Source organism: Stutzerimonas tarimensis (genome assembly GCF_042648805.1).
In the GTDB taxonomy this organism is placed as follows: domain Bacteria; phylum Pseudomonadota; class Gammaproteobacteria; order Pseudomonadales; family Pseudomonadaceae; genus Azomonas; species Azomonas tarimensis.
The window spans coordinates 51,344-63,476 of record NZ_JBHRXZ010000003.1; the positions used below are offsets into that span (position 1 = coordinate 51,344).

The window sequence follows — 12,133 nt, forward strand, 5'->3', positions numbered from 1 at the left end:
GTCACCGCCCAAGCGCCACCAGGTCTAGCGGCATTTTCAGCCACCTCATCCTTCTTATTTCAGGAGCGTCTCCATGGCAGTCGGTCTTGGCCCTCTTCCTACCCTGCATCCGGTACCCGGCTTCGAACTAGGCATTGCCTCGGCCGGCATCAAGCGTCCGGGCCGACGCGATGTGGTGGTCATGCGCTGTGCCGAAGGCTCGCACGTGGCGGGGGTAACGACCACCAACGCCTTCTGTGCCGCGCCGGTCATCGTCACCCGCGAGCGCATGCAGGGCGCAGTGCGCTACCTGCTGACCAATACCGGTAACGCCAACGCCGGCACCGGTGAGCCTGGGCTGGTCGCGGCGCACCGGACCACGGCGCGGCTGGCGGAACTGGCCGGCGTCGCCGAGGCGCAGGTGCTGCCCTTCTCCACCGGGGTGATCGGCGAGCCGTTGCCCGTGGAGAAGATCGAAGCCGCGCTGCCGGCGGCGCTGGCCGATCTCAGCCCCGATAACTGGGCGGCCGCCGCCAGCGGCATCATGACCACCGATACCCTGCCCAAGGGCGCCAGCCGGCAGTTCCAGCATGACGGGGTCACGGTCACCGTCACCGGTATCAGCAAGGGCGCTGGGATGATCCGTCCCAACATGGCCACCATGCTTGGCTATATCGCCACCGATGCGAAGGTGGCACCCAACGTCCTGCAGGACCTGGTGCGCGACGCCGCGAACAAGTCGTTCAACCGCATCACCATCGACGGCGACACCTCGACCAACGATTGCTGCATGCTGATCGCCACCGGGCAAGCCGCGCTGCCGGAAATCGAGAGGGCCGAGGGCGCGTTGTTCGGCGCCCTGAAGGCTGCGGTTCTGGAGGTGTTCATGGAACTGGCGCAGGCCATCGTGCGTGACGGCGAGGGGGCGACCAAGTTCGTCACGGTCGAGGTCAACGGCGGCGCTGCCGCACAGGAATGCCTCGATGTCGGCTATGCGGTGGCGCATTCGCCCTTGATCAAGACTGCCCTGTTCGCGTCGGATCCCAACTGGGGAAGGATTCTCGCTGCAGTCGGCCGGGCCGGCGTGGCTGATCTCGACGTGAGCAAGATCGACGTCTTCCTTGGCGATGTCTGCATCGCCAGCCGGGGCGGGCGCTTTAGTGGCTATACCGAAGAACAAGGCGCGGCGGTCATGGCCGAGGCGGAAATCCGCATTCGCATCGAACTGGGACGCGGCCAGTTCAGCGAGACGATCTGGACCACCGACCTGTCGCATGAGTATGTAAAGATCAATGCCGAGTACCGCACCTGAGGCGGCGGGCATGACCCTGGTGGTGCATGTCGCGGCGGCGGTGATTCGCGGTGAGCAGCAGCGGATCCTGATCGCCCGTCGACCGGTGGGCAAGCATCAGGGCGGTCTCTGGGAATTTCCTGGTGGCAAGGTGGAGCCCGGCGAGTCGGTGGAGTCGGCGCTTGCCCGCGAGCTGCTGGAAGAGCTCGGCATCACTGTGGAGGCGGCCCGGCCGTTGATCAAGATCCGCCACGACTATCCGGACAAGTCCGTGTTGCTCGATGTCTGGGAGGTGACCCGCTTCGCCGGGCACGCGCACGGAGTCGAGGGTCAGCCGGTGGCCTGGGTGATGCCCGAAGCGTTGCCCGGCTATCGCTTTCCCGAGGCCAATCTGCCGATCATCAATGCCGCACGCTTGCCGGACCGTTATCTGATCACGCCCGAGGGTTTGACGCCGCAGGCATTGCTCGAAGGGCTGGCGCGGGCGCTGGCGCAAGGTGTGCGGCTCGTTCAACTGCGGGCGCCCGGGCTCGACGAAGCGAGCTACAGGGAGCTGGCCAGGCAAGCACTGGTGCTCTGCCAGGGTCGCGCCTGGCTGATGCTGAAGGGACCGCTCCATTGGCAGGATGAGTTTCCAGAGGCGGGCTGGCACCTGACGGCTCGGCAACTGCGTGAGCCGCTGCAGCGGCGCCCTGGCGGCTGGCTGGCCGCCTCCTGCCACAGTGAGGAAGAGCTGAGGCTGGCGGCCGAGGCGGGGGTCGACTTCGTCACCCTTTCGCCTGTGCAGTCGACGGCGAGTCATCCGGGCTCCCCGGCGCTGGGCTGGGAGCAGGCCAGTGCGCTGCTGCAGGGCTGCCGCCTGCCGGCCTATCTCCTTGGCGGGCTAGGCCCGCAAATGCTTTCCAGAGCCCTTGCCGCCGGTGCCCAGGGCGTAGCCGGTATCCGCTCATTCTGGCCGGCATGAACCTGATCTCCGGCTTTCGGTCTGTGGCTCAGTTATGCCATCCTGGCGCGCTGGAACTAGCTCTTGATAGCTGAAATCAATAGGAACGATTTCAGCATTCAATCGGCTCCCCGCAGTCAGCTGAGGTAAGGTACTCCCCGTACTGATTTGAACCCCCATAAGGAGTGAATCGATGTCTGTGATCAACACTGAAATCAAGCCGTTCAAGGCCAGCGCATTCAAGCAGGGCAAGTTCATTGAAGTCAGCGAAGCTGACCTCAAGGGCAAGTGGTCCGTATTCTTCTTCTACCCGGCCGACTTCACCTTCGTCTGCCCCACCGAACTGGGCGATGTGGCCGACCACTACGAAGAGTTCCAGAAGCTGGGTGTGGAAATCTACTCGGTGTCCACCGACACCCACTTCACCCACAAGGCCTGGCACGACAGCTCGGAAACCATCGGCAAGATCCAGTACACCATGATCGGTGATCCGACTGGCACCATCACCCGCAACTTCGACTGCATGCGCGAAACCATGGGTCTGGCAGACCGCGGCACCTTCATCGTTGATCCGGAAGGCATCATCCAGGCTGTGGAAATCACCGCCGAAGGCATCGGCCGCGACGCTTCCGACCTGCTGCGCAAGGTCAAGGCCGCACAATACGTCGCCTCTCATCCGGGTGAAGTCTGCCCTGCCAAGTGGAAGGAAGGCGAAGCCACTCTGGCGCCTTCGCTGGATCTGGTCGGCAAGATCTAAGCAAGCTGCTGCAGCGTCCGTTCGCGGACGCATTGCTTGAATGAACGCCCGGTGGCTCAGCCCACCGGGCGTTTTCGTTCCTGCGTTCCAGTTCGCAGTGGTCTCCTGCAGGGGCGGTGAGGATACTTGACAGCCGCAAGCGGTCTTACCTGAAAGGTTTACGGAGTTGCAGATGAGCGCAGCGGATCTCAGGCGAAAGGTCTGTACCTTTCCCAATCGTGTCGTCGAGCCCGAGCACGAACGTGTCGTGCACCGCCTGCTGGCCGAGCGCCTCGCCAGACTGACCGGGACCAGCTTTGCCGGTGACTACAGCGTCGACCGCGTACCGGCCCAGGGTGCCTATCTGGTTCCCTCGGCCACTCTGGTCGGCCTCGACGAGGCGGCACGAGTGGGCGTGACCAGCGAGCGAGACCTCTTCGGAGGCGTCGTGCCGCATGCCTTCATCGCCACCAAGGCCATTACTCATCCACTGGTGGATCCTCAGGCGAGGGCGCCGCTGGGCTGGTCGACGGCATTCGGGGAGCGGGTCGAGGGCAGCGTCCTGGAAGGCTATAGCGCCTTTTCAATGGCGGATGCCGAGCAAGCGGGACGTCGCCTGCTCGCGGGCGGCGCCTTGCGTGTCAAACCGGTGAACGCCACGGCAGGGCGCGGGCAGGTGCGGATCGACAACGAAACGGCGCTGATTCAGGCACTGCATGCGATCGACAGCGAGGAAGTGGAGAAATGCGGGCTGGTGCTCGAGCGACATCTGGAGCAGGTGGCAACCATCAGCGTTGGACAGGTACGGATCGGCGAGCGGGTGATCAGCTACCACGGTACCCAGCGCCTGACCACCGACAACAGCGGAGAGCAGGTCTACGGCGGTTCCGACCTCTGGGTGGTACAGGGTGGTTTCGAAGACCTGCTGGCGCTCGATCTCAGCGAGTCGGTGCGGCTCGCGGTGGAGCAGGCTCGTTGTTACGACGAGGCGGCGTCCGGCTGTTATCCAGGTTTTTTTGCCTCGCGGCGAAATTACGATGTTGCCTGCGGCGTAACGCCGAAGGGCCGACGCTGTTCGGGTGTGCTCGAGCAGTCCTGGCGCATCGGTGGTGCCAGCAGCGCCGAGATCTTCGCCCTGGAGATGCTCGGCCGGCCTGGAGGACCCGAGCGTCTATGCGCCAGTTCAGTGGAGATCTATGGTGAAGGAGCCCTGTTGCCGGATGGCGCCACGGTGCTTTATCAAGGGCAGGATGCCCATGTCGGACCTATCAGCAAGTGTGTAACGTTGGAGGATTATGGCGACCCAGTGTGAGACCTTGCAGATCGCGGTGGACGACGAGCTCATCGCGGCGACGCTACTCGAGCCCAAGGCCAAGCTGCCGGGCGTGCTCTTTGTTCACGGCTGGGGCGGTAGCCAGCAGCGTGACCTCGAGCGCGCACGGGGCCTGGCCGGAATGGGCTGCATCTGCCTGTCGTTCGACCTTCGTGGCCATGCGGAAACCCTGGCGCAGCAGGAGACGGTCAATCGCGAACACAGCCTGCGTGACCTGCTGGCGGCCTACGATCGGCTGCTGGCACATCCGCATGTGGACCCCTCGGCCGTGGCAGTCATCGGCACAAGCTATGGCGGTTACCTCTCGGCGATACTGACTTCGTTGCGCCCGGTGAAGTGGCTGGCGCTGAGGGTGCCCGCCCTCTACCGCGACGAGGACTGGCTGGTGGCCAAGCGCAAGCTCGATCGCGAAGACCTGCAACGCTATCGGCGCACCCGCGTTCGCCCTGAGGAGAACCGCGCGCTCGGAGCCCTGGCGGCGTTCAAGGGCGACGTTCTGATCGTCGAATCGGAGCACGACGACTTCGTGCCCCACGAGACGATCATGAGTTACCGGGCGGCCCTGCAGCAGACCCACTCGCTGACGCATCGGATCATCGATGGCGCCGACCACGCCTTGAGTGGCGAGCTCTGCCAGCGAGCCTACACCGAGGTGTTGACCAACTGGGCGACCGAGATGATCGTTGGGGCGCGCCTAGGCGAGCGGTGAACTGCCGGCTTCGGAGCGTTCGGGCTTGTGTGGACCGACGAAGGCGCTCCACTGGCGGTCGACAAGCTGCTCCTTGAGCACTTCGATGACGTCCACCAGCAGCTCTTCGAGGGCCAGGTCGGTGTCGTCGCCCTGATAAAGCCAGGCCTCGAAGAACCGGTCCGCAAGATTGGCCGCCAGTTGCTGGCTCTGCGGCGCGTTGAGGCCGTCCACCGCCGCCTGGATCAGGCGCGACGCGACGTCGGCGAGGGCCTCGTCAAGGGTACTGGCCAGGCGGTTGCCCAGGGGCAGGCGGCGGAGGTTGCGCATTTCGGCATTGTCGGCCAGCGCCTGGCGGATCAGGTTGCTCACGTAGCCCTCGATGGCGCCGCGATTGTCCCGGTAACCACCTTCTATCATTGCCTGGGTGCGCCGCGACAGGTCCTTGAGCAGGCGGTCCTTGCGCGGACGCACCACGTCCGTGACCAGCCGCTTGGCCAGATCCTGGCTGGTGCCGATCTCCTCCTGCAGCCGGGTGAACATCTTCACCATGACTCGGTTGGAAATCTCGTCGAGCAGCCGCTGGTAGTAATGATTGCCGAACTCGTAGATACCCCAGCGGCGCATATCGATCAGACCCAGCCGCTGCAGACGCAGCAGCAGACTGCCGACGCGCAGCACGCGAAGCCAGCGGAATCCAGCCAGCGGGATGCAGCCCAGCACGTCGTACCAGTGAACGAAGGGATAGTAGTACCAGCGCCGGTAGCGATGCTCGAACAGCGAGACGACCCAGCCGAGCAGCACATCGAACACCAGGACGGCGACGAACATCAGGTCGATGAAGACGAAGTTGTCGTGCACATGTTCGGCATAGGTGGCATGTAGCCCCGGCAGCCAGCGAGCCAGTGCCTGGTTGAGCGGATCGACCGCGAACAGGCTGTCGAACAGAATCAGTGCCAGGTTGATGCATACCAGCACCACGATGAAAGCTTCCCAGGCGGCATGCACGCCTTCACGGGTGCGCATGCGCTTCTGATCGCGGCGATCAAGCATCGCGGGCCGCCGCGCGCCAGAGGATTTCCGCGCAGCCCTGGCGCCGGGCGATCAGGCGCGCGGCGACGAACAGCAGGTCCGACAGCCGATTGAGATAGGCCAGGCACAATGGGCGCAAGGGTTCGCTGGCGTTGAGCTGCTGACAGCGGCGCTCGGCGGTACGGGCGGCGCTGCGGCACAGGTGCGCCTGGGCCGCAAGGCGCGAACCTCCAGGGAGGATGAATTCCTGCAAGGGACCAAGCTCCTCGTTCCAGCGATCCATGGCCTGCTCCAGACGGTCGATCTCGTCCGAACCCAGGGCCTGGTAATCGGGCATCGCCAATTCCCCGCCAAGGTCGAACAGGCGGTGCTGACAAGGCGCGAGCAGCTCGATGATTTCACCCAGCGCCGGCCAGTGCGCCTGTGCCTCGCTCAGTTCGGCCAGCAACAGGCCCAACTGGCTGTTCAGGCTGTCCACTTCGCCCATCGCCTCGATGCGCGGGTGATCCTTGGGTACCCGGCGTCCATCGGCGAGGCCGGTTTCCCCGGAATCGCCGGTGCGGGTGTAGATCCTTGACAAACGATTGCCCATGGTGCGTCCCCTATTATGAAGTGGCTTTGCGTGGCGCAGCCAGGGGCAGGCGCAGGGTGAAGGTCGCGCCTTGCCCGGGGCGGGAGTGGACCTCCATCTGCCCCTTGTGATTGTTGGTGATGATGAAATACGAAACGGAAAGCCCCAGTCCGGTTCCCTGGCCTACTTCCTTGGTGGTGTAGAAGGGCTCGAAGATGCGTTGGCGAACATGCTCGGGCATGCCGCCGCCGTTGTCCTGCACCTGAATCTCGGCCCAGGGCGGATTCAGCCGGGTCCGCAGGATGATCTGCCCCGGCGCGTGTTCGGCCTGGTGGTGGATGGCCTGTGCCGCGTTTTTCAGGAGGTTGAGCAGAACCTGCTCGAGCTCGTTGGCGATGCAGGGCACCCGGCCAAGGCGCGGGTCGAAATCGCGCTGCAGATCGAGGGCACGGAAGTCGAAGCCTTCGGCCAGGTCGAAGTCACTGCTGGCGATCTCTACCGCCTGATCGATCAGGGCGGCCAGGTCGCACTCGGCAAGCTGGCGATTGCTCAGGCGGCTGAAGCTGAGCATGTGGCTGACGATTCGCGCGGCACGGCGGCCGGATTGCTGGATACCATCGAGCAGTTGCGGGATCTCTCGCGCCTGGAGGTAGAGGTTGACGGCGTCGAGGCGCACGCCGGTTTGCTCGGCCACCTCGCGGTTGCGCTCGAGGTCGCCTGACAGGCGACGGCGAATGTTCTGCGCATTGTGCAGGATGGCGCCGAGTGGGTTGTTGATCTCGTGGGCCATTCCCGCCGCGAGGCTGCCGACCGAACGCATCTTTTCCGACTGGACCATGATCTCTTCCAGCCCGATGCGTTCGGTGATGTCGTCGATGCGGATCACCACGCCGCGTCCCCCGCCTCCCACCAGTGGGTAGAAGGTGAGTTCATAGTGACGCGGCATCTCGCCGCGAAACCAGGTGACCCGTTCCACCCGCTCCACCTCCAGTTCTTCGGCGGCGCGGCGGATCTGATCGACGAAAGGTTTGAGCGGGGCGAAGGCGACAAGTACCGAATGGTTCAGCGCATCCTCCAGCGCCGTTCCGGAGAGGCTGGTGGCTTCGGCATTCCACTGGGTCACCTGCAGGTCCTCGTCGACCGCGATCAGCGCCGAAGGCATCGAATCGATGATGTTGTTCAGGTAGTTCTGAAAGCCGGTGAGCTTTTTCTCGATCTTGCTGCGCACCTGTACCTCGAGCTCCAATTGGCGGTTGGAGCGTCGGGTCTGTTCGGCCAGGGTTTCCGACTGGTCCAGCGCACTCTGGGCATCGTCGCGGGCGCGTTCGAGCTGCTGTTCGCGGGCCTCGATGCGCGACAGCATGGTATTGAAGGCGTCGGCCAGACGGCCGATCTCATCGGTGCTGCGTGAACGGGCACGCAGGGCGTAGTTTTCCTCGCGGGTGACCCGGCGTGAGAGCTCCTCGAGACGGCGGATCGGCTTGGTGATGAGCTTGCGGGTCTGGCGCGCGACCACTCCCCAACAAAGCAACGACACCACCAGGATGGCCAGGCTGGCAGTCAGGGTCCCGGTAAAGAAGGCGCCAGGCAGCTCGCTACTGGCCACCAGCAGAAGCTGTCCGGGCGGCCCTTCGGGCTGGGGTAGCTCGATTAACAGGTTGGCGCGAAATTCGGAATGGCGCCACCCGTCCAGGTCGTGCAGATGCGCGGGAATCTTCAGGTCCTCGCCTCTCGAGCGTTGCGCCAGTACGTTGCCCTCGGCATCGAAGATCACCGCCGCCCGTAGCGGGGCATAGCTCTGCAGGCGTTGCAGGAGGGCCTGTGCCGACTCCGGCGAAGCCAGGGCAGAGCTGCTCAGCTCTGGTGAAGCGATGAGTTCGGCAATGCTCTGCATGGCCTGTGGCGCCACGCTCTGGCGGGAGATCCAGTAGGCGGCACTGATGAATACCAGGTTGGCGGCGATCAGCACGGCGCTGAGCAGCACAAGCATGGCGACCAGCAGTTTGCGGCCGACCGGCAGGTTTACGAGACGCTGGCGCAGGGTCATGGGTTCTGAACGAGAGAGGACTTCCGGCAGCGTAGCGGGCGTTCAGCTGTCGGGCAAACCAAGTGAGCGCAAGCGTTGACGCAGGTGGGCTTCGAGATCGTTAAGGGCGGGCAGTACCAAGCCGTGGCGAGTGGCCGTGGTGCAGGCGTAACCGAGCAGGTAGGCAATTTCAGTGCGTTGCCGGCGGGAAACGTCCTGATGCATCGAGGAGTAATTGCTCGCGGTCGCCTGGATGACCCGCAGCACTTCCTCCTCAAGCCCCAAGGCTGCCTCGGCCCCAGCACAGTGCTCGAGCAACTGGGTCAGCTCGGCACACAGGATGCTGACCCATGAGCGCTCGGCGAGCAGGCCACCGTTGCGGCAGTCGAGCAGCACCGTCAGCGGGTTGATCGCGCAATTGAGGGCAAGCTTTCGCCACAGGCGCGGCAGGATCGTCGGCGTCCATTGGCAGGGAATGCCGGCGCCTTGCAACTGGTCCAGCCAGGCAGGTGGCGGGCCGCCGGCCGGGTCGCCAAGCCAGTTCTGGCCGAGGCCGGCATGCACCACGCGAAAGTCCGCTTCGCGAAAGGCACCTTCGGTGCTGGAGACAGAAAGGCAGCGGGCGTCGGGCACTCGGGTCTGCACCGCCTGCTGGCTGCCCAGGCCGTTCTGTAGCAGCAGCACGTCGGCGTTACTGGCCAGGCGGTGCGCCAGGCCGTCGATGGCTTGCTCGGCGTCGTAGGCCTTGCAGGCCAGCAACAGGCGGCTGATAGGCTCGGGCGCAGAGGGGAGCTCGGCGGGTATGGCGTGGCTGGTTGCCCGTCCCTGCTCCGTCAGGGTCAGGCCGCCCTTGGCACGATAGGCTGCCAGTCGATCGTCGTTTCTCAGAATCAGGCGAATAGGGTGCCCGGCGCGGGCCAGGCGCACCGCCCATAGGGTGGCCAGGCTTCCGGCACCGAGCAGGTGCCAGTTCACTGCGGCTCCGGTGCCATCAGCCGCAGCGGGGCGATCCGGCCCGTGCCGTAGGCGACCGGCAGTTGCGCGCGGGCCAGCTCCATCAGATGGCCAGGGCTGGTCGGCAGCGCGCGGGCGTCGAGGCAGAGCAGGGCGATGCCGGCCTTGAGGTTGATGAATCCCTCGCTGGTCTTGAACGCCTTGTGGCTGATGTTTTCATTCAATCGCTTGAAGGCGCTGGGCGTGCAGTCGGACAGATCGTCAAGCACCATCAGCACGGCGAAATGGCTGTCGTCCAGACGGAACAGCATGTCCATCGGCCGCACCAGCTGTTGCAGGCGCCGCGCCACGTTGCGCTGTAGCTCCTGGTGCAGCGCCTCGCCGTATTGCTGGCGCAGCTGCAGGGTCTGCGGTAAACCGACGAGCAGGTAGCAAAGCGCGGCTTCACGGCTTTCCACATGGCGCAGTGCGTTGGCCATCTGCTGCTGCAGGTGGCGAGCGTTGCCCAACCCTGTCAGGGCGTCGACCTGGTTGCGCTGCTCGAGGTCCGAGAGGCTTTCAGTGAGCCGGTGTTTTTCCTGCAGCAGGCGCTGCAAGGTGCCGCACAGGCGGTCGGCGGCGTAGACCCGCGGCACCAGTTGCTCGTGCATCACCGATTTGCTGATGAAATCATCGACACCCTGGTCGAACGCCTGGGCCAGGGCGTTCTGGTCTTCACGCCCGGTCAAGAGGATCACATAACTGTAGTGCTCGCCGGCTTCGTCATGCTGGCGGATGCTGGCGGTGAGCTCCAGGCCATCGATCTCCGGCATCATCCAGTCGGCGAGGACCACGTTGGCGGGTCGTTGTTCGAGCTGGGCCAGCGCGTCGTGGGCGCTGTCGGCATAGCGGATATCGAGGTAACCGGCCTGGGTCAGCGCGCGGCCGATCATGGCGCTGGAAAACTTCGCGTCGTCGACGACGAGGATGCTTAAGCGGGGATTTGCCATAACTGCTCGATGGTGGCTGCCCTTCAGACCGGGCGCGGTCGTGTGTGGTAGGTATAATGACCGTCCATCCGAAATCGTCAAGCCAGGCGCGGCCGTATAGTCGAACCGTCGTGCCATTTTTTTACCGGAGAAACCCATGCCTTCGTTCGACGTCGTTTCTGAGCTGGACAAACACGAGGTCACCAATGCCATCGACAATGCAGCCAAGGAGCTCGATCGCCGCTATGACCTGCGTGGCAAGTGCAGCCTCGAACTCAAGGAGCTGACCATCCACCTCACTGCAGAGGCGGACTTCATGCTGGAGCAGATGCTCGACATCGTGCGCGGCAGCCTGGTCAAGCGCAAGATCGATATCCAATGCCTGGAATACAAGGACGCCTACCCCTCGGGCAAGGTGGTCAAGCAGGAAGTCGTGCTGCGCGAGGGGATCGACAAGGAGCTGGCGAAAAAGATCGTGGCCCACATCAAGGGCACCAAGCTGAAGGTCCAGGCCGCCATCCAGGGCGAGCAGGTACGCATCACCGGCAAGAAACGTGACGATCTGCAGGAGGCCATCGCCGACCTGCGCGGCAACGATTTCGGCATGCCGCTGCAGTTCAACAATTTCCGCGACTGAAGTCCCTCGGGATACTGTCCAGTGCTGCCGCTTCGTCGTGGCCCAAGGCACTGAGCAGAGCGCCAGTGGCCGAAGCCGGTGCCTTGCGCAAATAGGAGTACCCATGCAATACGATGTCAATTACCTGGTCGGCCTGTCGGACGCCTGGCTGCCGGTGATCATGCACTACAGTGCCCAGTTGTTGCTGGCGCTCATCACCCTGGCGGTGGGCTGGTGGCTGATCAACAAGCTGATCGACAAGATCACCGGCCTGCTCAAGCGACGAGAGCTGGACGCCAGCCTGTACGGCTTCATCGGCAGCCTGGCCAGCGTGGTGCTGAGGGTCCTGCTGTTGATCAGCGTGGCCTCCATGGTGGGCGTCGAGACCACCTCCTTTATCGCCATGATCGGTGCCGCCGGCCTGGCGGTGGGCCTGGCGCTGCAGGGCAGCCTGGCCAATTTTGCCGGTGGGGTGCTGATCCTCCTGTTTCGCCCGTTCAAGGTGGGCGAGTTCATCGAGGCGCAGGGTGTCAGCGGAACGGTGCAGAGCATCCAGATCATCCACACCACCCTCAAGGCGCCGGACGGACGTGTGGTGGTCATCCCCAACGGCAGCCTGTCCAATGGACACGTCACCAACTTTTCGCGTGAGCCGGTGCGCCGCGCCGAGATCGCCGTCGGCATCAGTTACGACAGCGACATCAAGGTTGCCCGCAAGGTGTTGCTGGAGATCGCCAAGGATCCTCGCGTCATGGCCGATCCGGCGCCGCTGGTGGTGGTCACCGGTCTGGGCGACAGCTCGGTGAATCTGGCCCTGAGGGTTTGGGTGGCCACGCCGGATCTCTGGCCGGTGATCTTCCTGTTCACCGAGCAGGCCAAGGAACGCTTGGACGAGGCCGGCGTGGAGATTCCCTTTCCGCAGCGGGTTGTGCACCTCAAGCAGCAGACCTGAGGCCGGTCAGCCTTTGTCCGTTTCGGGAGCGGGCGGGGGGGGGT

At 64.3% G+C, this 12,133-nt stretch carries 12 protein-coding genes; 7 read left to right on the forward strand and 5 right to left on the reverse strand.

The genetic code is table 11. The features are described from left to right. Positions 1-73 precede the first annotated feature (73 nt). From argJ to ACFOMF_RS02200, 5 genes are all read left to right on the forward strand, one after another. Positions 74-1,291 carry a bifunctional glutamate N-acetyltransferase/amino-acid acetyltransferase ArgJ gene (argJ, locus tag ACFOMF_RS02180; protein ID WP_386360772.1) on the forward strand — a complete coding sequence of 406 codons (1,218 nt, stop codon included), beginning with the start codon at positions 74-76 and terminating at the stop codon, positions 1,289-1,291. After that, a complete protein-coding gene (locus ACFOMF_RS02185) occupies positions 1,272-2,234 on the forward strand; it encodes a Nudix family hydrolase (RefSeq protein ID WP_386360774.1) in 963 nt (320 codons plus the stop codon). Before argJ ends, ACFOMF_RS02185 begins: the two co-directional genes overlap by 20 nt. A gap of 172 nt (positions 2,235-2,406) precedes the next feature. After that, entirely contained in the window at positions 2,407-2,970 is a 564-nt protein-coding gene (gene ahpC / locus ACFOMF_RS02190) for an alkyl hydroperoxide reductase subunit C (RefSeq protein ID WP_386360776.1), read from the forward strand. A 172-nt stretch (positions 2,971-3,142) separates the two neighbouring features. Next, complete coding sequence (locus tag ACFOMF_RS02195) at positions 3,143-4,261, forward strand: DUF3182 family protein (RefSeq protein ID WP_386360778.1); 1,119 nt, start codon at positions 3,143-3,145, stop codon at positions 4,259-4,261. Then, a complete protein-coding gene (locus tag ACFOMF_RS02200; protein WP_386360780.1) occupies positions 4,245-4,991 on the forward strand; it encodes an alpha/beta hydrolase family protein in 747 nt (248 codons plus the stop codon). Before ACFOMF_RS02195 ends, ACFOMF_RS02200 begins: the two co-directional genes overlap by 17 nt. Here the strand turns inward: ACFOMF_RS02200 and ACFOMF_RS02205 are convergent. From ACFOMF_RS02205 to ACFOMF_RS02225, 5 genes are read right to left on the reverse strand one after another with little or no spacing between them, the layout of a single operon-like run. Next, complete coding sequence (locus tag ACFOMF_RS02205; RefSeq protein WP_386360781.1) at positions 4,977-6,023, reverse strand: ion transporter; 1,047 nt, start codon at positions 6,021-6,023, stop codon at positions 4,977-4,979. The two genes, ACFOMF_RS02200 and ACFOMF_RS02205, sit on opposite strands and share 15 nt — an antisense overlap. Continuing rightward, entirely contained in the window at positions 6,016-6,594 is a 579-nt protein-coding gene (locus ACFOMF_RS02210) for a cob(I)yrinic acid a,c-diamide adenosyltransferase (RefSeq protein WP_386360783.1), read from the reverse strand. Before ACFOMF_RS02210 ends, ACFOMF_RS02205 begins: the two co-directional genes overlap by 8 nt. Positions 6,595-6,607: 13 nt before the next feature. After that, positions 6,608-8,620, reverse strand: coding sequence for a sensor histidine kinase (locus ACFOMF_RS02215; RefSeq protein WP_386360785.1), 2,013 nt, complete (start codon positions 8,618-8,620; stop codon positions 6,608-6,610). Positions 8,621-8,662: 42 nt separating this feature from the next. Then, positions 8,663-9,574, reverse strand: coding sequence for a putative 2-dehydropantoate 2-reductase (locus ACFOMF_RS02220; protein WP_386360787.1), 912 nt, complete (start codon positions 9,572-9,574; stop codon positions 8,663-8,665). Further along, the gene (locus ACFOMF_RS02225) at positions 9,571-10,542 is read right to left on the reverse strand and encodes a GGDEF domain-containing response regulator (protein WP_386360789.1); all 972 of its coding nucleotides are present in this window, start codon (positions 10,540-10,542) and stop codon (positions 9,571-9,573) included. Before ACFOMF_RS02225 ends, ACFOMF_RS02220 begins: the two co-directional genes overlap by 4 nt. 136 nt (positions 10,543-10,678) lie before the next feature. On the opposite strand from ACFOMF_RS02225, the gene ACFOMF_RS02230 reads away from it, so the two are divergent. Further along, the gene (locus tag ACFOMF_RS02230; protein ID WP_386360791.1) at positions 10,679-11,158 is read left to right on the forward strand and encodes a YajQ family cyclic di-GMP-binding protein; all 480 of its coding nucleotides are present in this window, start codon (positions 10,679-10,681) and stop codon (positions 11,156-11,158) included. Between the two features lie 103 nt (positions 11,159-11,261). Next, entirely contained in the window at positions 11,262-12,089 is an 828-nt protein-coding gene (locus tag ACFOMF_RS02235) for a mechanosensitive ion channel family protein (protein WP_386360792.1), read from the forward strand. Positions 12,090-12,133 lie beyond the last annotated feature (44 nt).